Origin of the sequence: Companilactobacillus suantsaicola (genome assembly GCF_004745525.1) — a bacterium.
Lineage (GTDB): Bacteria > Bacillota > Bacilli > Lactobacillales > Lactobacillaceae > Companilactobacillus > Companilactobacillus suantsaicola.
In genome coordinates, this window is the sequence record NZ_RKLY01000002.1 from 107996 (window position 1) to 132185 (window position 24190).

Consider the following 24190-nt stretch of genomic DNA (forward strand, 5'->3'; position numbering starts at 1 on the left):
TTTTTGGTAATTGTATTAGTTCTTTTGGTTTATAACCATTGTTCTATGCTGAATAGCCAAAACGCGTTCCGCAGGGGCAACTCCCTCCGAGATAACAAAATTTCAGAAATCACCCGCAAAGTGCGGCGAGCAATTCCTGAAATTACGTTATCCTCCGGGAGCTGACCGCCCCTGCTACACGCTCTACATTTTGAGCATCAAAGCATTCACAGCCACAACCACCGTCGACAACGACATCACAACTGCACCAACGGCTGGGCTTAACACGAATCCTACTCCTGCTAAGATTCCGGCTGCTAATGGTATTGCTACGATATTATATCCTGCTCCCCACCAGAGATTCTCAACTGTTTTGCGATATGTATTATGTGATAGTTTCAAGAATTTGATAATATCACTGGGATCACTGTTATACAAAATTACATCGGCTGAATCGATTGCTACGTCGGTTCCGGCTCCGATGGCAACTCCGATTGTGGCGGCTGCTAAACTTGGAGCATCATTGATTCCATCTCCGACCATGATGACGTGATGACCAGATAATTCCAAATCTTTAATAACTCTATTTTTATCTTCCGGTAACAGTTCAGCCCGAAATTCCTCAATTCCCATTTGCTTGGCCATAGTGGCTGCGGCAGCTTGGTTATCACCAGTCAACATAATCGGTGTGATATTTCTAGCTTTGAGTTCCTTGATAAATTCGACGGTATTAGGCTTGATCTTATCACCTAAAGCGACGAAACCAAGAACTTGTTTGTCTGTGACCAAATAACTGATGGTATTACCTTTATCTAAGTAAGTCTTTACTAGCTTATTATCAACCGGAATATTTTCCTTCTTCAAATACTTCAAGTTAACTAAATAATAAGTCTTTTCAGCAACTCTACCACTCATCCCGTAACCCTTGATAGCTTGAACGTCTTCAAAATCTGTGGCAGAAACCTTTTTGTCTTGTGCATATTTGACAATACTATTTGCGATTGGATGACTAGATCCATTCTCTAAACCACTAACGAGTGACAACAATTTATCCTCAGTTAGATCACTCAAGCTGATCACACCGTTAACTGTAAATTTACCCTCAGTTAAAGTTCCGGTTTTATCCATAGCAATATAGTCAATTTTACGACTATTTTCCATAGCTTGATTGTCACGAATAATCAAACCATTTGTGGCGGCAATCGACGTACTACGCGACATAACTAGTGGAATTGCCAATCCTAAAGCGTGCGGACAAGCAATGACTAAAACGGCCACTAGACGATTCAAAGCCGTGTTCATGTCACCAAAAATCAGCCAATAAACAAAAGCAATAATTCCCACGGACAAAGCTGCATAGAAAAGCCAACTAGATACTTTATCAGCCAATTTTTGTGTCTTCGAACGATTGTTTTGTGCATCCGCAACCAATTTGCTGATCTGTGATAAATATCCTTCATGGGCAGTTTTATCGACTTTTACCCGGATAGTACCCTCGCCATTGATTGATCCACCAACGACTTTACTACCGACGTCCTTTTTAATGGCTTTTGATTCACCAGTGATCAATGACTCATTGACGTAACTATTGCCACTAATGATATGTCCATCGAGTGGAACTGATTCACCAGCTCTAATCTCGACCACATCATCTTTTTTGACCATTGAAATATCATGATCCATCGTTTCATTTCCGTGAACCATATGAACCTGGTCAGGAACTAGTGTCGCAATTTTTTGTAAAGCATTACCGGCACTCATGGTAGACTTCATTTCAATCCAGTGACCTAATAACATAATCACGATCAATGAAGCTAATTCCCAAAAGAAATCCATAATGTGATTTGGTGAATGAACTAAATTATTCATCACAAAAGCATACAAACTATAAATATATGCCACACTGATTCCCATTGTGATCAGTGTCATCATAGCTGGTTGCTTTGAAGCAAGTTCTCCTTTAGCCCCAGTGATAAATGGTTTACCACCATAGAAGAAAAGGATCGTTGCCAAAACTAAAACTATCCAATCAGAACCTGGAAAATGAACTTGAAATGGCAGATTTAAGCCCATGAATGGTGACAGGATAAATACTGGTATTGCTAAAACAAGCGAAATCCAAAACTTTTTCTTTAAGTCCCCCATGTCCATCATATGACCGCCGTGCATCATCATATGGTCATTTGACATATCCATATTAGACATATCGTGATCCATCTTCATTCCATCCATATCTTTCATGCTAAATCAGCCTCCAAACAGTTACATTCAACTTCTTCTGGAGCAGTTTTTTGTTTTTCTTGTAAAACTTGCATTATTCCAGAAATATCGCTTTGAGAAATCTCCGAGGTTTCAACTAATTCTTTAATTGCTGAACCCTTTTTCATACAACAAAGATTATCGAATAAGTTATTTACACTTTGATTAATAGCCGAGTCCTCACTGATCAGTGGCTTATATATAAATGGGCGACTAGTTTCATCAGCCTTCAAGAAGTTTTTTTTCTGTAAACGAATGATCAGGGTCTTAATCGTGGCAGCTTTCCAATCCATCTTTCGTTCCAAAACATCAATAACTTGTTTACTAGTTGATTGCCCTAAGGTCCAAATAATCCTCATTACTTGCCATTCAGCTTTACTCATCGTTTCAATTTCCTTCATAACTTCACGCTCCTTTTAGGTTTACAATTGTAATCTTTCTCAACAAAATACAGTTTACATCCGTAAACGAAGTATGTAAAGTCATATGCTTGTTTTCATTTTTAAAGCAAATAAAAATACCGTATATAATATTTTTATATCTCATATTATATACAGTATTTAACATTTTTAATATTTTTTTGCATTATAGTTTAGTTATTTTATTACGACTTGCTTTCTAATCCTTCCGGTCAACATGGGAAAGTCTTAACAGCTGATTTAAATGTTCTGCATTATTTTTATCTAATTTCGAACCATTATTCATGTTGGCAAAAATTATGTCATTAACCGTACGTCCAGCAATCACTTGTGGGGACAATTTTCCTTCATTCAAATTTTTGCCAGCGACCATTAATGCTTTAAGTACCTCTGTATCAAAGTTAGGCTTTTCGGATAAAGAATTATACATTTCATTAACAAGTTCAAAAACTTGTTCATAAATTGATTCCTCTTGATTCTTATCTTCATTTTGATATGACAAAATATCTCCTGGTTGACAATCTAACTCCTGACAAATTTTATCTAGCGTCTCAAAGCGAACTCCTTTTGCTTTACCTGTTTTAAGAATCGACAAGTTAGTTGGTGTAATACCAATTTTTTTAGCGAGTTCTTTTGAAGACATCTTTTTCTTTAACATTACCAAATCAAGGTTTATCTTAATCATTCACATCACCTATATCACGGTATCTGAATCATGTTGCAATTCATAACCATACTTAAATACTAGATATAACATATAAATAATTGCTAAAAGTATTAAGTAACTAACAATTTGTCCCCATGAATTACTAAATATCGCACTCAAATTTCTACCGTTACTGTAAGAAAAGAATAACATGCTAACGATATTACCTAAAATAAACACCGAAACAGATCCCAATATCCACTTCATTTTATCAACATTTTCCTTAACAAAAAATCACGTAAAGCAATATTATCAATAATTTTCTTTAAAGCACGTAAAGCAAAAACAATACTTACTAAAATAATTAATGCGTTAATCCCACTAAGTTGCAACATTCCCTGGCTCAAGTGTGATGGTTCTAAAACATACTTGTTAAGTTCCATTTTAGCTTCGCCTGAGACAAAGAAAACCATGATATTAGCAAAAATTAATCCTGCCATGGCAATCCAACAAAAGACTTGTGCAACCACTGTCAAAATAGATAACACTTTTAAAATAAGGTCCGACAATTTTTTCATAATTAATATCCCCCTATTTCGTATTCTAGTACAATTAAGTATATTTGTTAATCAATATTTCCATATTGTTTTACGATATTTAATTAATGCGTTAGAAAATCATTTTTGGAAAAGGTATTTACTAAAAAAAAATCAAAATCTCCTATTTTTACTTTGATAAATAAATGAGCTTAGGACATAATTATTTTTAACTCCTAGACTTGCGGCATAAACGCGGAACGTAACTTAGTAATTTCTTCTTAAAACAAATAGACCAAGGTAATCGCTTCTTGATTACCTTGGTCTATTTGACTTAATGATCGAATGACCCTTTTATGTCCCGCTCTCTATCTGAAACGAGTTACACAAGAGCAACTCCCTCCGAGATAACAAAATTTCAGGAATCACTCGCAAAGTTCGACGAGCGATTCCTGAAATTACGTTATCCTCCGGGAGCTGAACGCTCTTGTTCCACTCTCTACTTGAAACGAGTTACACAAGCCAGACTCAGCCATATAGCTACATTCCCCAAATCACACACAAAACCGGTGTGCAATTTGGAGAATTAGGCTATCTGTCTGAGTCTAATCGGGCTTGTTTCACTCTCTGTTTTTTATCTAATTGGGCAAGCGCCACCAGCACAGTCTGATTGGTCAACTAACTCAATATCTTTTTTATCATGATTATCTGTTTGTTCTGCGAATACTTCAGCCACGTTTTCGTTAACTTCGGATTCACGTTCTTGATAGACTTCCTTATTGATTGGTTCCTTAGGAGCTTGCTTGAAGCCTGAACCAGTGTATGGCAATAGTGAAGTTGATTTTGTTACGTTTCTGTATTGGTACATCAAGTCAGCGATTTGGTCGCCTTCCTCTGGTTGGAAAGTGATCGTACAACTTACGGCGTTATCTGACCAATAAGTTTGTAAGAAGGCCTGTGTAGCAAATTGTTCAGCAATTGAAACTGATCCAGCTGAAGCAAAGTTAGGATCATCAGCGTTAGCAGCTCTAACTGGGAACTCAACGCACATTGTATGTTTTGTATAGACATCAGGTTCGATCTTGTATCCACAAGCTTTCAAAGCTGGTAGTAGTGGATCTGAGTCTTGGAATCTGATTCTTTGAATTAAGTAACCTGCATAATGGAAATGCATACCTTCGGATACACCAGCAAGTTTAGCAACTGTACCTGATGGTTTAACAGTTGTGTGCTTAACTGAAGCCTTGCATCCTAATTCCTTTGAGTACTCCTTGTCAGCTGTTACGACAGATTGATATAAGTCATCAAACTTGTTTGCAACACGTTGATCGTAAATAGGTTTTTGAATTTCTTTTCCTGTTTCAGGATCAGTGGCAGTTTCAAAACCAGTCACAACACGATTACCAAATGTTGTCAAAATCCAGTCTTGAATACCAGACATTGAAACACCGATACGACGATTCTTTTGAATAACATTACGTGATACTTCCCAGTCATAATTACTGAAGGTAACACGTTTAGTATATCTAGCAGCTAATCTGAAGGCTTCTTCTAGTGACCAACCTTGTTCTTGAGCAATCAATGGGAAAACCTCAAATAAGTTACATGGTTCACCATTACTCAATGAAATTTCACCACATGGGTTAGTACCTTCAACGCCATCATCAATTCCTGGTTGATAACCATCAATCGCACGTCCGTAGTTACGTGACAATTCCAAGTTAACGATACCAGGTTCACCATTATGAGTGATTGAGTCAGCAATTGGAGCATATTGGTTGAATTTTGAATCAACAGCCACACTGTTATTTGAAGCCCAACGGTGATGGTAAAGCTTGTCTTGGTCTTGTTTCATGGTGATGAAATCATCATCAGTAGCGCCACCTAAAGCAAGTTCAGCCGAACGACGAACGTTACCAGCAACAACAGTTTTACCAATCAAGTTACCCATATCAGTACAATCAACTGAAGTCAATTTACGACCAACCGTATTGTTCAAAACTTCGTTGATATCAAAGAACATTTCGATCAATGGCACTGGACCTGATGCAGTTCCACCGAAACCTTTGATTTTTTCACCCTTAGCACGAATCTTAGTAATATCAAGAACAACGTGATCCAAACCATCATTAGTACTGTTAAAGTGGGCATCGATCATATTGGCATTCCCAATCACCCAGCCTTCACGAGTATCTGGCAAGATATAATTACGGGTATTTTCTAGGCTGTGAGTCTTTTTCCATTCGTCACGGTCAATTGCACCAGCTTCAAGAGATTCTTTGTAAGAAGCACTCTCTTTGCCAATAAGGACCGTTAAATCAACCTTGTTGTCGACAACTGGCATCAATTTCATATTACTTGGGACGACAGAAAAACCAACGCCGCCACCCTTCATCAATTGATCAAACATAAATGAAAATGGCATTGAAACTGCCAATTGATCTTGTTTTAAGTATGAAGGAACGATATGACTGTCACCATATTTTTGTGGTCTAACAGCAACGAACCAACAATTGTTCAAAGCATCCCCGTTACGATCTTGATAATCAGTACCAGAAATCCAAAGATTACGGCCAGATGGAGTTGCAGCAAGTCCATAGACCAATTTATATAATTCTTGTGCTTCATTAACTAATCCAGCATATTGTTCATCAGTTATTTCAGCATCTTTTAGTCGAGGATCAAGGTTGATGTTACCTTCGATCACACGTTTAACCGTTTCAGACCAGTTTTCTGTTCGGTTTAATTCAGGAATCCAACGAGCATAAGTTCTCTTGTAAGTAACCCAGCCTAATTCGCCCCAGTGGGGTTTAATTGTTTTTTTAACTTCGTCGATAAAGTCATCTGACAAAATAATTTTATTAATAGTTCTCATTAACACTCACTCCAGGATTAAATTTCGATACTATATATAGTACCCTCTTTTACTTTTGATAACAATATATAGTGTTCAACTATTTCTATTGACATTTCCAAACCGTTTTTGCGTGCCGTTATTTCGGCATTCCAATTTTTAAAAAAATTTCTCCAATCCGTCTTATCCAAAATCGGAAAAATTCAAAGTCGCAATTACTATTCTAATATCTAATCGAGGACCTTCGCAACGATTTTTTAAATTTAAAGTCCTTCAAAAAAAGCAAGTGGGAAACGAGAAATATTTTACTTGACTCGTCTTAAACGTTGTCAGAAGCGTGATTGCTACATAAAAAAATTTATTCAAAAAAATTTTAATTTTAAACCATTTGTGTCTAAACAAGTCGAAATAACCTCATCAGAACACAGGTTCTCATCACAAAATAAAAGCTAGACCAATTTTAAAAAATGATCTAGTTTTTTATTTTTAAATTTCTTTTTTTCTTAAAGTTTTGTACAAACCGACTCCAGCTAAAATAGCAATGATCGGTAAAAATTCAATTCGGTATCTTCCCTGAACTTCGATCAACAATTGTGCAGCCGCAAAAGCAAACAACGGTAAAATCAGCAAATACAGATTATTACTAAATTTGGTTTTGAATAAAGCTAGTGAACCAATCCAAGAGAAAACGATTAAAATTATTGACCCTAGATAAGCCAAATAGTCGATTCGTTGGACTGTCCGGGCCGAATGATTTTGACTATAACTAGTAAAATTAGTTGCCATCGTTCTTGAAGACCAGAGCCCTTCAAGTTTATTGATGAATAAACTCAACCATTTGTTGTTTTGATTCAAATAATTGATTTCTTGATGCAAGGCTGCTTTCTCTTTTTTAGCCATAACTTTTCTTGGTTTACTAGGATCAATCAAACGGTCCATGTCTGGCGAGTAAGTTCCACTCGATTGATAGTTAAGACCGGTCACAAATTTCCACTCGGTGTCATAATTTGATAATCCATAGGCATTCAATCCGGAAGCCTTTATTCCAAATCCGGCTAAAGAAAAGAGCGCGAAGTAAATCAATAAACCACTGAAAACTTTCAAAAGTCTTTGATAGTTAAATTTACCATTTTCAAGCGATAAATAAATGACCGCAAATACTACAATTCCCGCGATAATTACTGGACCAATGGGTCTAATCAAACAACCAATCGTTAAAGCAACGCCTGAAAGAAGATCGGCCCACAATTTATTTTGCATCAATAAATAAAATGTTAATAAATAAAACAACGATCCTAAATATTGGTTACTAGCCTGACTGTTCAAGGCAAACCAGTCTAAATCGATCATCAAAACTAACACTGATAAACGAGCAATTTTGATATTTCTGAAAATCTTCATAGCTAATAAATATGTCACCAACAAAATAAGTGCTTGATAAACCACATTCAAAAATTGAATGGCAAAAATATGATAGCCAAAAATTTTCACGACTGCTAAAACGTAAACCATATAGCCTGATTGATAAGCAAACCTAGAAAAATAGTCATTATCGGTTTGATATAGTTTATCACCATTGAAAACACCGGGAACTCGACTCCAAAAATTTCCAAAGTCACTCACTTGTGTTTTCGGAACAATCAAGATCCAAGTGGTTGCCACGATCATGAAAATTATTATCATTCCTAAAACAATTGACCAATTTACTTTTCGATTGGTATCGTCAATTTTCACCAATATGAATCCAGCCCCAATTACCAATAGAAAGGCTAAAATCAACGTACTCCAATTGAAAGCACGATTAACTAATGCAAAATTTTGAAAATAATACTTGGCCATTAAAATCATGACTAAACTAGTAAAAATAGCTAAAACCAGTAGTAAAAATCGGCTAATGCCCTTTTGTATCTTTAAGATAATGATCCCCGTCCTAACTATTATTAATCATTGTTTAAACAAGTTTAATTTTAGCACGTAATTAGGCAGTTTGTCTTAGATGAAAGGCTTTCATATCTAAAAAAAGTCTAACGAATTTCAAAAAAATTCGCTAGACTTTAAAAATCTATACTATTTCATTTTAGAATAAGTATTTTTAAAAAAATGATTACTTTGCTTATTTTATATCAACATGATCAAAAAGACTCTTAGTACATTCAGTCGTACCATCATCATAGACTATCTTCATAGTAAAATCTGGCATCATTTCAACTGAGACGACTTTAGGAACTTCTTTACTCATATTCATGCCCCCAATAAAACCTCATTTACACTTGTAACCGATTCCATTATAGGCCGATTGCAATTTCCAATCAATAAAAAAACACAAAATAAAAAAGGTCCAAACAATAATTTGCACCTAATTTTTAATTTTGTCTCATTCTATTTTCAGAATTATTATACTTGTTTTCCCTTAAGAAATTGTCCACCGATGAAATATGTTATCCAAGACATGAATACTGACATACCTGCAAAAATTAACAGAGATGTCCAATTATAATATCCACCAGTCAATAACATAAAAATAAAGAACACTACAAAATAAATAATCCAGATTATTTTCTTATTTAAATTAGTCATTATTCTGATCAGTGCTAATAGAAATATCAATAGGACTTCCCAAGGGAAGTTATTAAATAGACTCTGACCTGTGACCAGATTTCTGGCAAAAACAATTACCAGCCAAAAAACAACGAAGATTGAAAAATTTCTAATAACTTTATTTTTCATCCAATCCCTCCTTGGTTAATAAGTAATAGCATATCTTATTTTTCAAGTTGATTCAATTGGGCTGTCACCTTTAAGATATTCGGGTATTTTTTAGCAGCTTTATTTTCATAAAAAGCCGGATTATTTAATTGAAATTTTCCGTTCTTCTTAATCCAAAAGGTAGTCTCCGAATTGGTGATTGGATAATAGTTTTTCGTCGTCAAACCAAATTTTTGATAAGTTTTTCTTTGCCCTTGATTTTCAGGAAGAAAGTTCCCTAGACCCATAATCACAGTTGTCTTGATTGCCGGAATTGGAAAAGTTTCACTTGGATAGTAGACAATTTTTTTGGGGTCTTTGAATCCATAACTGGTATAAAGGTCTTTGACTTGAGCTAGGCCACCACTAAAAGTTGTTTTAACTGTTTTACCAAGTAGTTTTTGATCACCACCAATTACCTTTTTGATATATAGCGTTGCTTTGGTTTCTGGTGCAATTGACATTCCAATCATTGGCGTCAAATTTAAAACTTGAGCCACGACAACATAGCGATTAGCTTTTTTCAAAGCTTTGAGATTCATATTTTCGTCGTTGTAGCCAGTTGGAACCGTTGTCAGAGCTTTTTGCATCTCCCCTGACTCAATTACAGGCACATTCTTCAAACGCTTTTGATAGCGTTTTTGATTACTTTTCATTTCTACTTTTTGCTTATCAGTTAAAGCCGCCGACTGAGGTTTTTTACTGCTGCAACCTACCAAAACTAGTAAACAAAGCGTGAAGACAATTAATTTTTTCATTCGCAATATCCGTTTTCTTAGACTACTGGCAGTTTAACACATTTTATTTGGGGACAAAAAAAGAGAGTCCACGATGTGAACTCTCAAAAAAATTTTACTTGTTCAAGTATTCTTCAACAAGCTTCTTGTTATCTTCATTAGTGATTGATTCGTTAACGGCACGATCAGCTAATGTAGCTAGATCCTTTGTACTCAACTTCTTCATCAAACTTCTGACACGAAGTACTGATGTAGCACTCATTGAGTATTCATCAAGACCCATGCTCAATAGCAATGGAAGCATTGTGTTGTCACCAGCGGCTTCACCACACATGCCGGCCCACTTGCCTTCTTTATGAGCTGATTCAATAACGTGTTTGATCAATCTCAAAATTGAAGGGTTGTATGGTTGGTATAGGTATGAAACGTGTTCATTACCACGATCAGCTGCCATTGTGTATTGGATCAAGTCGTTTGTACCAATACTGAAGAAGTCAACTTCCTTAGCAAATTGGTCTGCAAGAACTGCAGCAGCTGGAACTTCCATCATCATTCCTAATTGAATGCTGTCAGAAACTTCAACTCCATCTTTAACTAACTTAGCCTTTTCTTCTTCAAAGACCTTCTTGGCATCTCTGAACTCTTGCAATGTACCAATCATTGGGAACATGATACGCAAGTTACCAAAAGCAGATGCACGAAGCAATGCTCTTAGTTGTGTTCTAAAGATTTCTTGTCTATCCAAACTGATACGGATAGCACGGTAACCTAAGAATGGGTTCATTTCTTCTGGAAGTGGTAAGTATGGCAAGTGTTTGTCACCACCGATATCCATTGTACGGACAACGACTGGCTTACCTTTCATTCCTTCAAGAACCTTCTTATAAGCCTTGAATTGATTTTCTTCTGTTGGAAGAGAGTCTGATTGCATGTACAAGAATTCTGTACGATACAAACCAACACCTTCGGCACCATTATCAATAACACCTTGTAAATCATCAGGTGTATCGATATTAGCAGCGATATCAAAGTGCTTGCCATCAGCTGTAACTGAAGGTTCGTCCTTTAATTTCTCCCATTCAGCTTTTTCTTCAGCAAATTCCTTTGCTTTTTGTTCATATTCCTTGATATCGTCATCGCTTGGGTCAACGATTGCGGCACCGTTTAAACCATCAACGATAACAGTATCACCGGCTTTAACATCTTTAGTAATTGTGTCAGTACCAACTACAGCTGGCAATTCCAAAGAACGTGCCATGATAGCTGAGTGAGCTGTACGACCACCAATATCAGTAACAAAGCCTTTTACATACTTCTTGTTTAATTGAGCTGTATCACTAGGTGTCAAATCATGAGCAACGATAACAACCTTGTGGTCGATCAATGCTGGATTTGGTAATTCGACGCCTAATAAATGAGCCATAACACGTTTTGTAACGTCACGGACATCGGCTGCTCTTTCTTGCATGTATGGATTATCTGTCATACCTTCAAAGATTGAAATGAAGTTTTCTGAAACGTCATGCAATGCTTGTTCAGCATTAACATTGCTGTTTGAAACTTCATTTTCAACTGCACCTGTAAATTCGGGATCAGCCAAAATCATCTTGTGAGCATCAAAAACTTGAGCTTCCTCTTCACCGAGAGATTCTTTAGCAGTATCTCTGATTTTTGTAAGCTCATCATCTGATGTAGAAATAGCATCTTTAAGACGACTGATTTCGGCATCAGCATCTGAAATACTTTTCTTAGTGAAAGACAAATCTGGTTGAACTAAAAGGTATGCTTCTGCAGTAGCGATACCATCACTTGCTGCAATTCCCTTAATAGTTTTAACCATTATTCTGCCAATCCTTCCTTTGTCATTGTGTCATCAATAGCTGTGATTGCTTCTTTAGCATCGTCACCATCAGCAGTAATTGTAACATCAGCACCTTGGCCAACACCTAGTGACATAACACCCATGATTGACTTCAAGTTAACTGACTTGCCTGAGAATTCGATGTTTACATCTGAACTGAATTTACTTGCTGTTTGTACCAACATAGTAGCTGGACGTGCGTGGATACCTGTTTCTGCGATAATGTGAAAATCTTTCTTTTCCATAATTAATACCTCACCATATAATATAAAATTCTGTAGATATACTACAAATATTCACTAATTAATTTACCATTATCTCAAATTTTTCACAAGGGCTTTGCACAAAAAATCGAGAGATAACTCAAGTGTGATAAGCCGTTTAACGCTTACAACGCTTGACGCTGAAAGCGTTTATATTATAAAACTTTTTCAAAGATAATTGAAAAAAATATCATTTCTACTATTAAATAAATATTTTTTTAAGATTTCAAGACTTAGCACTTGCATTAGTCGAGTGCTAATTATATACTACCGTTGTATCCTGTGCAAAAGGAAAGGTGGGGTGCGTATGCTTTGTCAGAATTGTCATAAGAATGAAGCGACGATTCATTTGTACACGAGTGTTAACGGCCAACGGACAGAAATCAATCTCTGTCAGGACTGTTATCAGAAATTAAGAAATCAAGCTAACGAAGGTATGAATAATATGGCACAAAATCCTAACGGTGGATTTTCTAGTTTTGAAGACTTGTTTAACGCCTTAAATGGTGCACAACAACCTAATAACGCCTTCGAGCAACAAGGTCCACAAACTCAAATGGGCAATGGTAACGGTAATGGCCGTCGTCCTAGAGGAAATGGCGTCTTAGATCAATACGGTGTCGACTTGACTGCCCTTGCTAAAAAAGGTCAGATCGATCCAGTCATTGGTCGTGATAAGGAAATCAATCGTGTAATCGAAATATTAAATAGAAGAACTAAGAACAACCCTGTTCTAATTGGTGAAGCAGGTGTCGGTAAAACTGCCGTGGTTGAAGGTTTAGCACAAAAAATCGTTGACGGCGACGTACCGGAAAAATTACAAAATAAACGTGTTATCCGCTTGGATGTAGTTTCACTAGTCCAAGGTACTGGAGTTCGTGGTCAATTTGAACAAAGAATGCAACAATTGATCAACGAATTACAAAAGAATAAGGAAGTTATTCTTTTCATCGATGAGATCCATGAAATTGTCGGTGCTGGTAATGCTGAAGGTGGTATGGATGCAGGTAACGTTTTGAAGCCTGCCCTAGCCCGTGGTGACATGCAATTAGTTGGTGCTACTACTTTAAACGAATATCGGACAATTGAAAAAGATTCTGCTTTGGAACGTCGTCTCCAACCAGTTCAAGTTAACGAACCTAGTGTTGACGAAACAGTTCAAATCTTAAAAGGTATTCAACCTAAGTATGAAGATTACCATCACGTAAAATTCTCAAATGAAGCCATCAAGGCTGCAGCTGAATTATCAGCTCGTTATATTCAAGATCGTTTCTTGCCTGATAAGGCGATCGATTTGATTGATGAAGCCGGTTCTAAGAAGAACTTACAAATCAATCACGTCGATATGGAAGATCTCGATAATAAGATTTCCGATGCTGAAGTTCAAAAGCAAGCTGCCTTACGTAATGAAGATTACGAAAAAGCCGCTTACTATCGTGACCAAGTAACTAAGTTCCAAAAGATGAAAGATGGCGCTAAAAACGAACCAATTGATAAGAGTATCGTCAGTGAAAAAGACATTCAAAAGATTGTCGAAGAAAAGACGAATATTCCGGTTGGTGAATTACAATCTAATGAACAAGCTCAACTAAAGAATCTCGAACCTGACTTGAAGGCTCACTTGATTGGTCAAGATAAGGCTGTCGGTGACGTCGCAAGAGCTATTCGTCGTAACAGAGTCGGCTTTAACAAATCTGGTCGTCCAATCGGTTCCTTCCTATTCGTTGGACCTACTGGTGTTGGTAAGACTGAACTTGCTAAACAACTTGCTCGTGAACTATTTGGTTCAGAAGACTCGATGATCAGATTCGATATGTCTGAATATATGGAGAAACATTCAGTTTCTAAGTTGATCGGTTCACCTCCAGGGTATGTTGGTTACGAAGAAGCTGGTCAATTGACCGAACAAGTTCGTCGCAATCCATACAGTTTGGTTTTATTAGATGAAATCGAAAAAGCTCATCCTGATGTAATGCACATGTTCTTGCAAATTCTCGATGACGGTCGTCTAACCGATTCTCAAGGTAGAACGGTCAGCTTCAAGGATACTATCATCATCATGACTTCAAACGCTGGACAAGGCTTACAAGAAGCTAACGTCGGTTTTGGTGCAGAAGCTAGTGGAACTACTAACTCAATCATGACTCGTTTGTCAGAATTCTTTAAACCAGAATTTTTGAACAGATTTGATGGTATCGTTGAATTCAACTCATTGACAAAAGACAACCTTCTCAAGATTGTTGACTTGATGCTAGACGATACTAATAAGATGATTGCCGACCAAGGTTTGAGTATTCACGTAACTAAGGATGCTAAGGATAAATTAGTTGATTTAGGTTACAACCCTAAAATGGGTGCTCGTCCATTACGTCGTGTGATCGAAGAACAAATTGAAGACAAAGTTGCTGACTACTTCCTAGATCATCCAAAGGATAAGGACCTACAAGCAAGCATTGTCAAAGGTGAAATTAAAATTTCAAAGTATAGTGCACCTGATACTGAAGAATAGTGGTGCTAAATAAAAAGCCTTGTAGTAATCGTAATTGATTACCGCAAGGCTTTTTTCGTTTGTTAATGTAAAAGTAAATTTGTGACTACAGTCTAATTTGTATCCTACTTAAGTAGTTTTAAGACAGACTCTAGTCATCATATTTCCCATTTTTACTGAACAAAAAATAAATTAACATTCCGAGCCCGATTAGCGCAATAATGCTCCCGACAACTGGAACCCAATTGGAATACTCGTTTGCTAACATAAGTATCGCACCGCCAACAAATAAAAATCCGCCTGCTAATAAGTTTTCCATTAAATTACCCTCCGCTTTTATAAGATTTATTAGTAATATCTTTAGGCCATTCGACGAAAAAAGTATCAAAGACCTTTGGCTAGTCGTCTTCACTTTCGACCTCTAGAACTTTGCCAGTTTGAGAATTAATCTTCACATTGTGCTCGTTACCATCTTTTTTGACCGTAACTTCCCAATAAGTTTTGCCTAAATCTTTATCAAGACTAAACTCAGTACTAGTTCCGCCACCGACTTTCTTTTCAGCAATCTGAGCCGCTTTTTTAATTGAAATCAGATTGTCTACGTCCAAGGTCTCTGCTTTTCTAGAAGCGTCATCTTGATCTTCTTCATCTAATTCCTCTTGAGAATTTTGCGAAATTTTCTTATTGCGAGCATTAATATTCAATTGATACTCTTTTTGCTCATCAATTCCTTCTATCTTATAAACTGGTCCTCGATATGATTTTTCTAACTCCAAAGAAGTAATGGACGTTTTAGGGTAAGTCTTTTGATACAGCTTAATCGCTTCATCTGCACTTACCTTAATCTCATTTTTTAAAACTTTAGACGAATTAGACTTGCTTTGTGTCGAATTACTAGCGGAATTAGTCGAACATCCAACTAGCAAAATGGACAACATAATGGTAATGAATCCCACTATTTTTTTCATGATCGAATCCCCCACTTAATCTATTAGATATCATACTCTCAGTATACTGAAAATGAGCTCTGACAAGCAACGAAAAACCTCATAAATAATTCTATATTGAGCTTAGAAACCATTGTTAGCAGTCATTTCTTTGAACCACAGGCCACTCTTTTTAACCGTTCGTTTGAAATTATTATCCAGGTCAACGCTATAAAAACCGTAACGGTTGCGATAACCGTTTAACCAAGACCAACAGTCAACGAAAGTCCACATGTGATATCCGAAACAATTACTACCAGCTTCCATCCCCTTATGAAGCATAGCCAAATGCTCTTTCATAAAATCAATTCGATAATCATCTTCAATCATTCCGTCAGCATTCTTAAAACGAGCTTCATCAGCAACACCCATTCCATTTTCACTGACATACCAAGGAATATTCTTATATTGATCACGCATCATGATAGCAATATCGTACAAGGCTTTAGGATAGATTTCCCAACCACGATAAGGATTAATTTTCTTGTCAGGCCAATCGTAAGGCTCATACAGATCTTCTGGCATCTTAGCTGGGAAATGAGGATTTGTTGGAGCTTGAACACGTCTAGGTTGATAATAATTGATTCCGATAAAATCAACGGTGTTGTCGGCCATCAATTGTTGATCACCCTTTTCAACGGTTGGTAACAGGTCATTTTCTCTCAACAATTCAACTAATTCAACTGGAACCTTACCAAGCACGGCTGGATCTAAAAAGCTTTGAGTGTTCAACAAATCCGAATCCTTCTTAGCCTTTAGGTCGGCTGCACTTTGACTACGACTGTATGCTGGTAAAACATTTAAAATAATGCCAATTTCGCCATCAATTTGACTCTTTCTAAATTCACGCACAGCGCAGACGTGTGACATCAAAGTGTGATACCCAACCTGAACTGCTTTTTTCATATCAACAATAGCTGGATAGTGGAAACCTAATAAATAGCCACATTCAACGTGAACCATTGGCTCATTGAAAGTTGTCCACTTATGCACCAGATCGCCAAATTGTTCAAAGGCAGTTTTAGCGTAGAAGGCAAAATCTTCCACCGACTCACGAGCTTCCCAGCCACCTTTTTCCATCAACCACCAAGGCATGTCGAAGTGGAACAAATTAATAATCGGCTCAATATTGTGATCGAGCATATCTTGAAAGTAGTCTCGATAAAAAGCCACTGCCTCAGGATTCAAAGTCTTGCCATCCGGTAACAGACGAGCCCAAGAAATCGAAGTACGATAAGAATTCATCCCAATTTTCGTCATGTTTTCAACGTCTTCATGATACATTTCATAAGTATTAGAAGTATCCTTTGGCCCTTGATCCTGGTTGAACTTTTCAGGATTCATTTCAAACCATTTATCCCAAGTAGTTGCTGATTTACCATTCAATAAACTGTGACCCTCTGTTTGAGGTGCGGAAGCAGCAGCTCCCCACAAAAAATCTTTCGGAAAATTAATCATTTTTATCTCCTTATAAAAGTCTTCTTGTAGAATTGTATCAAAGATTGTAGTAGTTTTGGGAAACGTTTTCAATTCTAGTCTTGATGGGGTTGGTTTTTAGTGTAGTTCTTTTGTTTGGGTGGTGGGTGATGCCGTCTTCCACAACATCTGGGAAACGCTGGAACGCGGTGGACGCAACTTGGAGCCAATTTTTAAGCCCGAAAATTGTCTTCAAGATTGGTCTTCATGTAAATGCTAAAGCGGTTCTCATCTTAGTTTGGTTATAAAAGATACAGAAATGCTTTATTAATGGTATTTCAATTAGTAGTGACTTCTTGTTTTTCCCATTTTTATGGTAAACAGATAAAAAAATAAAACCGGAATCTAGTCCGGAGTACAATCCCTGTGATGACTCAGCCGCCATATTTTCCTTATCGCTTTAGCGATTAGGAAAAGACCTAGTTTTGAGATTTTGCGTACCTTGCAAAAGCTCAAAATAGCGTCGGCAGCGTTCCAGCTCATCACAGGGATTGTGCGGAGGACGGCAATTTACACTAACTCACTAACCAAACTAGAACGAGATCCGCTAAAGCATTAACAAGAATTTCACGGCTGAGCATTTCCCAGATGTTGCTCCAGACTGAATTTGCTCTTATTTAGGATCTCAATTAATTCTGAGTTTAGATAAGTTTCCATTCAAGTTAAGATTTTAATTGTCTTATTGTCTGGATACATTATTCTCTTTGTTATCTTGATTAGTGAGTTTAGTTATAGAAAAAATAAAGAGATTACTTAGAATAACTTTTCTACTATTGTTTCTATTTTGAAAAAAGGGAAAACACAATAACGTATTAATGTACCAAATCCACATCAAAATAGAATCACGATTCCTACCCAAACAGAAAAGAAATAACAGATAGAACGGAAATTCAGCCCGGAACAAAAAACTCAATTGGGCTCAGCCCTGAAATTATAGTTAGCGCTTTAGCGCTTACTATAAGGCCAAGCTTGAAGATTTTTTCCGGTTTTGAAAAAAGCTTCAAGTTGTGCCCAGGGCGTTCCAGTCCCAATTGAGTTTTTTGTGGAGGGCGGCATACTTCACCAAAACAAAAAAAGAAGCTAAGCAATTAAATAATTACTTAACTTCTATCTTTATTTCAACAACAAAAAACACAAAACTAAATCATCACGATCTTTTAAATCAAAACCTGTTTGCTCATGGAATTTTTCCATCCGATACAATAAAGTGTTTCGATGCAAGAAAAGCTCTTTTGCAGTTTTAGTTAAATTGGAATCACACTTGTACAAAGCGTTGATCATTTGAGTCGTCTTAGAATCAATATCGATTTTTTTCTTGAGTGATTTAAACATATCTGTATTCTTCAGATTTTGCTCAATCAAGAAATCTAAGATAACCGTCGACAAGTTGTTAACATTGTCTTTCATTTCCAGTGACTTATGAAACAGTTGGCGTTCCATATCAAAAATATTGGGGAGTTTCTCATTGATGGGCCAAAATTGCCCTACGTACACCCGACTCTTAGTGTAAAAGTCAGAATCAATTAGTTGAATCATTCTTTGGACCTCGAGCTTGTCCATATTAGTCTTAGTTTCTTTTTCAATCAGTATTCCTGTGTACTTGTTGATCCAAAAACTGTCGACTACATCGTCAAACGTATCAACAAATACATTTAACCATTCTTTTGCTCGATCATCTGATTCTAACTTCTGAACTTCAAATTGGAGTATCCGCACATTCGATTTCTCTGAAGGAATTTTGTCACTTTCATGAACTAAGAAGTTCCACCAGTTGTTATTAATGGATTTATTATTATTATCTTGACTGACTAATGACAAGAGAAATTTTTCTTTAGTACTTAAATGGTCCTTCTTAATTGTGACCCACTGATCTTGAATCAAAAAATTATAATCATCAGGATCAGCACTTGGTTCAACTACAACTTTTGCGTCAGGATATAGTTCCAATAACTTTGCAATACTTCCCAGCATATCTTAACCACCTATTTATTCGATTGCGTCTGTGGTCTTTTCATCAAAGAAATGTGCCTTGTTCAAGTCAAATGTTAGACGTACTGTAGCGCCTGGTTCGTGATAGTCACGAGCATCAACAATAGCAACAAATTCTGTGTCATCAACCTTTGAATAAAGCATTGATGTTGCACCTAGCAATTCAGAAACCACAACCTTACTTTCAACTGTTGCTTCTGGGAATGTCTCTTCCATTGCGCCTTCAGCGTGGATATCTTCTGGACGTACACCCAAAGTAACGTCCTTATCATTATAACCCGCATCGTCAAGAATCTTCGAACGTCCTTCTGGAACTTTAAGGTTCAAGCCACCATTATCAGTAACCATACCATCTTTGTAGTGAACATCGAAGAAGTTCATTGAAGGTGAACCGATAAATCCGGCAACGAATTTGTTCTTAGGTGTCTCATAAACTTCTTTAGGAGTACCAATTTGTTGAACTTCACCCATTGACATAACAACGATTCTGTCAGCCATTGTCATAGCTTCAGTTTGATCATGGGTAACGTAAATTGTAGTTGTGTTCAATTCTTGGTGCAATTTGGCAATTTCAGCACGCATTGTAACACGAAGTTTAGCATCCAAGTTTGATAGAGGTTCATCCATCAAGAAGATTGGAGCATCACGAACGATAGCTCTTCCTAAAGCAACACGTTGTCTTTGACCACCAGATAGAGCGGCAGGTTTTCTATCTAGGTATTCTGACAAGCCCAAAATCTTAGCAGCATGATCAACCTTGGTCTTAATTGTGTCCTTATCATATTTACGAAGTTTCAAACCAAAGGCCATGTTATCAAAAACAGTCATATGTGGGTACAAAGCGTAGTTTTGGAAAACCATGGCGATATCACGATCTTTAGGTGCTGTATCATTTTCATACTTACCATTGATCAACAATTCACCTTTAGTAATATCTTCAAGTCCAGCAATCATACGTAAGGTTGTTGATTTACCACAACCTGAAGGTCCAACGAAGACGATGAATTCCTTATCTTTGATGTGTAAGTCGAAATCAGAAACGGCATAATTATCTTCTTCAGCATTAGCATATCTTTTATAAATGTGATTTAAATCAATTTCTACCATATTAATAAACCCTCTCAACATTTAGTTATTAGATTATCTCTAATTGATAAATCTATTGTATTGTAAAAGCGCTTTCATTGTTATTACAAAATAACTAAAAACCACCTACATTTTTGTACACTTTTACTAAAAACTAAATGAATCTCACATTTATTCTTTAATTTTATAGCCGAAATAGTTCAAAAACAGTTCGCAATACATCATATTGGCCCATGAGAACCACTCACGAGTAAATTTATTTGGATCATCGACGTCAAAACCTTCATGCATCATGTTAGTTCCTGCAGTCGTGTTGACCATGTTATCCAATAGTTTGGCTTTAACTGCTTTGTCCGGTTGTGTCAAACCTTGAATTGCCAAAGCAATATGCCAAATATAATGTTCTGGCGTATGTGGACTTCCTAAACCTTGGCCAAATTTACCGGCATAATAGTAAGGATTCTCAGAACTCAAAATCGTCTTGCGGGTATTCAAATAAGTTGGATCATCCATTGCTGTGTAGTGCAAATATGGTGTGCTCAAAAGATTAGGAACATTACCATCATCCATAATCAAGAAGTGACCTAAGCCATCAGTTTCGTATGCATAGATTCTTTCTCCGGCTTGATTGGTCGTCGTGCCATACTTCTCAATTCCAGTCCTGACAGCTGTTTGAATTCGTTTAGCTTGATTAACGATCTCGGGGTCGTCCAAAACTGTACTAAAAATCTCTTGAATATAATCCAAAACTAAAACAGCAAACATGTTGGCCGGAACTAAATAACCATAAACACAAGCATCGTCACTCGGTCTAAAGCCTGACCAAATCATCCCCGTTTCTTTAACCGGTGAACCCATACCATCATTAGTTAAAGTATCCTCTGGGCGATCTTCATCTCTTTGGAAACGATATGGCGACTTAGTTGCGTGACACTGTTCAGTTTCAAACACATGCAATAATTTCTCAATCCCACTGACAAAACTTTCATCAAATTGGTCAACTCGACCAGTATTCTTATAGAGCAAGTAAGCTAGTTGGACCGGAAAACAGAGCGAATCAATTTCAAATTTGCGTTCCCAGATCCAAGGCGTCATTTCTGTATGATCCTTGTGATGCCCAGCATTGTTAGGCTCGCTGTTAAAGGCGTTGGCATAAGGGTCGTGATTCATATTGAAGAACTGACGCTTAACGACTCCACGGATAAAATCAGATATCTCAGGTATTTTTTGTGCCATCACCAAGTATGGCCGGACTTGGCAAGTTGAATCCCGTTGCCACATTGCTGGAATGTCGCCGGTCAAAATAAAAATATCATCATCGGCAATTTTCTTAACTGTGGTCTCCAAAGTGTTGGCATAAGTGACATTGAAAACTTTACTCCAGTCTGCGTGCTTAACTCCGGCTTTTTGAGTAACGCTGTCCATAAATTGTTTTATCGCTGGTGAAATAGTTTGTTTATTCAAAATTTGTTCCTCCAATTGATATATCATTTGCACCAATAGTATAATGCAATCGTTTTCAAAAAACTAGTAACTTTTATTTTTTTATATGCTATATTAGTAGTGTTAGAAAGGATAAATTGTTATGGAACCAAAATATAAGTTGATATATCAAACTTTAAAAAACAAAATTTTAAGCCACCAAATCAACGTCGGCGATAAACTTCCCAGCGAAAATCAATTAGCCAAAGAATATTCCGTCAGTCGTATTACTTCTAAAAGAGCACTAACTGAATTGGAAAATGACGGACTGGTCAGTCGCCAGGCTGGTATCGGTACGATTGTTCAAAAAGATCATCTCACGGAAATTAAAAATGAGATTTTATTTGTCATACCTTTTGCCAACAATGCTGAATTTGGTGATTACACCAGTGGTCTATTAGAAGTTTTCAATGAGCAACAAAATTTTCAAATCACGACCGTTACAAATCAAAAATTCCGTAACTTCCCATTATCACGAGTCAATCAAGCAAAAGGAATTATCTATTATGTCGAATCCTTAACTAATGACTTAAAAGTTATTACCAAATTATTTTTAGATAAAATCCCCATTGTTATCTTGGATAAATCATTCGATGACTTACCTATTCCCAGCGTAACTTGTGATAACTTCAATGGTGGGAAACTGGCGGCAACCACTTTGTTACAATCAGGTTTACAAAAACTCGCTTTCGTAACCAACGAAAATAGTATTAGCGATTCATCCGTCCGCTCACGCTACTTCGGCTTTTTAAGTGCTGTGCAAGATCAAAACAAGATCACTCCTGTGTTGTTCAACATTAAAGATCATGATATTTCAACTTTAATTGCCGATATCAAGGTTAAAAAAGTCGATGGTATCGTCGCTCAAAACGATGTCGTTGCTATCAGGATCATGAATCAATTACATCAATCTGGCATCAAGATTCCTGAGGACGTCTCTATTATTGGTTTTGACAACATTCAAGCTAGTACTTTAAGTTACCCTGCTTTGACTACTATTGAACAGAATTTTGTTACCTTAGGAGCCAGTGCTGCCAAATTATTACTCCAATTAATTGAAGCTCCTAAGCAAGATATTCCGTCGCAAACCATCATCCCGGTGAAATTGATCAAGCGTGATTCGGATAAATCTTAAAAATTTCTTTACTTTCTTTTAAACATTTTTAAGATACCAACAGAAAGACTATTCCCACAATTCTTCTATGTTAGAATGACACTAATTTAATGTTAGAAGGGAATTTTATGGGAAAACAACATACTCGCCATCACTTTTCCCATAACGGGGAAAAAACTATGGAAAATGACGTACTATCACCTAAAGTTAAAAAAATTACTCGTGATGATGTGAAAATCAAGATTCATTACGTTGATTCTTTGGGACACGAAATTGCTAAGTCGAAGACTATTAAGGGTCATTATTTGGACAAGTTGGACATCCCTTGGCAAGAGATTCCAGGTTACGTTCTATCCTCTGTGACTAACTTCCAACAAACTTTCATCCCTAATTCTGACGGAATTTATTTAGTCTATGTCAATCAACTCTCAGCTCCAGTGATCGTCTATCATCGAAACTCCCACGGTCAATTGATTTCTGATCCACAATATTTGGAAGGCAAGTTGAATCAAAGTTTTGACTCGCATCCATTACAAGAGGCTAATCATTTTCTAATTCATACGCCAAATAATGCTTCAGGACAATTCACCGACAAGGTTCAGGAACAAGAGTACATTTACAACGTCAGACCAATCCGTGAATTAAAAATCCAAAAGAATTTATACGTTAAAACTCAAAATAATACCAACGTCTTCAGCGAGCCATTAAGTAAGGACCCACTAGACAAAAAACTTCCTTATGGAACATCTTGGAAAGTCTTTGGTGCCGTATCTGAAACTTACAACAATATTATTTGGTACAACTTAGGTGGTAACACTTGGGTTCCTAGCTCAGAAAAAATTACTACTGAAATTGTCAATCGTCCGACGACGAAACAAGAAATGTTGAACAGTCCGCTCAACCAAAGTGTCAATGATATTAGCTACACTTATTCAGTTATTGACAGTATGAACATTAATCGCAACGTCAAAGTTCTCTACTATTCAGACCAATACATCACTGCTTGGAAGACTCCTTACGGTGACATGGATAATCAACGCTTCAAAGGCGACCAACAAGTCTTTGTAAACAAAATCGTCCAATTGGACAACTACAGCGTCTGGGCACAACTAGATGACGGCTATTACGTTGAAAGTAAATATTTAAATCTATAAGACAGCAAAAGCATCTTTTGGTAATCAATTGTTGACTACTAAAAGATGCTTTTTATTTTTCCACCATTCTATAAAAATCAGTTATTATTTCCTATTAATACAACCTCTTTTTAATA

The 24190-nt window shown here is 36.7% G+C and carries 19 protein-coding genes and 1 pseudogene; 3 read left to right on the top strand and 17 right to left on the bottom strand.

Annotation, left to right across the window (positions count from 1 at the left end):
• Positions 1-183: 183 nt before the first annotated feature.
• From EGT49_RS01285 to EGT49_RS01330, 11 genes and pseudogenes are all read right to left on the bottom strand, one after another.
• Positions 184-2220: a heavy metal translocating P-type ATPase gene (locus tag EGT49_RS01285; RefSeq protein ID WP_135371150.1), complete on the bottom strand. Its 2037-nt coding sequence runs from the start codon at positions 2218-2220 to the stop codon at positions 184-186.
• Entirely contained in the window at positions 2217-2639 is a 423-nt protein-coding gene (locus EGT49_RS01290) for a CopY/TcrY family copper transport repressor (protein ID WP_135371151.1), read from the bottom strand. Before EGT49_RS01290 ends, EGT49_RS01285 begins: the two co-directional genes overlap by 4 nt.
• A 493-nt stretch (positions 2640-3132) precedes the next feature.
• A pseudogene (locus tag EGT49_RS12575) lies at positions 3133-3342 on the bottom strand (helix-turn-helix domain-containing protein); the annotation flags it as partial.
• Positions 3343-3566: 224 nt separating this feature from the next.
• The gene (locus EGT49_RS01300; RefSeq protein ID WP_135371153.1) at positions 3567-3881 is read right to left on the bottom strand and encodes a hypothetical protein; all 315 of its coding nucleotides are present in this window, start codon (positions 3879-3881) and stop codon (positions 3567-3569) included.
• Between the two features lie 592 nt (positions 3882-4473).
• A complete protein-coding gene (gene nrdJ / locus EGT49_RS01305) occupies positions 4474-6714 on the bottom strand; it encodes a ribonucleoside-triphosphate reductase, adenosylcobalamin-dependent (RefSeq protein WP_135371154.1) in 2241 nt (746 codons plus the stop codon).
• Positions 6715-7179: 465 nt separating this feature from the next.
• Positions 7180-8532, bottom strand: a complete 1353-nt coding sequence (locus EGT49_RS01310) for a hypothetical protein (protein WP_246013768.1) — start codon at positions 8530-8532, stop codon at positions 7180-7182.
• A gap of 274 nt (positions 8533-8806) precedes the next feature.
• A complete protein-coding gene (locus EGT49_RS12690; protein ID WP_281275437.1) occupies positions 8807-8932 on the bottom strand; it encodes a hypothetical protein in 126 nt (41 codons plus the stop codon).
• A gap of 155 nt (positions 8933-9087) precedes the next feature.
• Positions 9088-9420, bottom strand: coding sequence for a hypothetical protein (locus EGT49_RS01315; protein WP_135371156.1), 333 nt, complete (start codon positions 9418-9420; stop codon positions 9088-9090).
• Between the two features lie 35 nt (positions 9421-9455).
• Entirely contained in the window at positions 9456-10196 is a 741-nt protein-coding gene (locus tag EGT49_RS01320) for a putative periplasmic lipoprotein (RefSeq protein ID WP_135371157.1), read from the bottom strand.
• A 94-nt stretch (positions 10197-10290) separates the two neighbouring features.
• Positions 10291-12015 (bottom strand): phosphoenolpyruvate--protein phosphotransferase, encoded by a 1725-nt coding sequence (gene ptsP, locus EGT49_RS01325; RefSeq protein WP_135371158.1) that lies wholly within the window; start codon positions 12013-12015, stop codon positions 10291-10293.
• Positions 12015-12281 (bottom strand): phosphocarrier protein HPr, encoded by a 267-nt coding sequence (locus EGT49_RS01330; protein ID WP_135371159.1) that lies wholly within the window; start codon positions 12279-12281, stop codon positions 12015-12017. Before EGT49_RS01330 ends, ptsP begins: the two co-directional genes overlap by 1 nt.
• Positions 12282-12606: 325 nt before the next feature.
• On the opposite strand from EGT49_RS01330, the gene EGT49_RS01335 reads away from it, so the two are divergent.
• The gene (locus EGT49_RS01335) at positions 12607-14808 is read left to right on the top strand and encodes an ATP-dependent Clp protease ATP-binding subunit (RefSeq protein WP_135371160.1); all 2202 of its coding nucleotides are present in this window, start codon (positions 12607-12609) and stop codon (positions 14806-14808) included.
• Between the two features lie 130 nt (positions 14809-14938).
• Here EGT49_RS01335 and EGT49_RS12375 read toward each other — a convergent pair whose 3' ends face one another.
• From EGT49_RS12375 to EGT49_RS01360, 6 genes are all read right to left on the bottom strand, one after another.
• Positions 14939-15106, bottom strand: coding sequence for a hypothetical protein (locus EGT49_RS12375; protein WP_167849711.1), 168 nt, complete (start codon positions 15104-15106; stop codon positions 14939-14941).
• Positions 15107-15185: 79 nt separating this feature from the next.
• A complete protein-coding gene (locus EGT49_RS01340; RefSeq protein ID WP_135371161.1) occupies positions 15186-15755 on the bottom strand; it encodes a PepSY domain-containing protein in 570 nt (189 codons plus the stop codon).
• A 102-nt stretch (positions 15756-15857) separates the two neighbouring features.
• Positions 15858-17231 carry a glycoside hydrolase family 1 protein gene (locus EGT49_RS01345; RefSeq protein ID WP_135371162.1) on the bottom strand — a complete coding sequence of 458 codons (1374 nt, stop codon included), beginning with the start codon at positions 17229-17231 and terminating at the stop codon, positions 15858-15860.
• Positions 17232-18362: 1131 nt separating this feature from the next.
• On the bottom strand, positions 18363-19220 hold the full coding sequence (locus EGT49_RS01350) for a helix-turn-helix domain-containing protein (RefSeq protein WP_135371163.1): 858 nt from the start codon (positions 19218-19220) through the stop codon (positions 18363-18365).
• 15 nt (positions 19221-19235) lie between these two features.
• Positions 19236-20345, bottom strand: a complete 1110-nt coding sequence (locus EGT49_RS01355) for an ABC transporter ATP-binding protein (RefSeq protein WP_135371164.1) — start codon at positions 20343-20345, stop codon at positions 19236-19238.
• Positions 20346-20495: 150 nt separating this feature from the next.
• Positions 20496-21788 carry a glycoside hydrolase family 125 protein gene (locus EGT49_RS01360; RefSeq protein WP_425456241.1) on the bottom strand — a complete coding sequence of 431 codons (1293 nt, stop codon included), beginning with the start codon at positions 21786-21788 and terminating at the stop codon, positions 20496-20498.
• A 121-nt stretch (positions 21789-21909) separates the two neighbouring features.
• Here EGT49_RS01360 and EGT49_RS01365 point away from each other — a divergent pair, with 121 nt between their 5' ends.
• Positions 21910-22941 carry a GntR family transcriptional regulator gene (locus EGT49_RS01365; protein WP_135371166.1) on the top strand — a complete coding sequence of 344 codons (1032 nt, stop codon included), beginning with the start codon at positions 21910-21912 and terminating at the stop codon, positions 22939-22941.
• Between the two features lie 107 nt (positions 22942-23048).
• Entirely contained in the window at positions 23049-24074 is a 1026-nt protein-coding gene (locus EGT49_RS01370; protein ID WP_135371167.1) for a MucBP domain-containing protein, read from the top strand.
• The last annotated feature ends 116 nt before the right edge of the window (positions 24075-24190 follow it).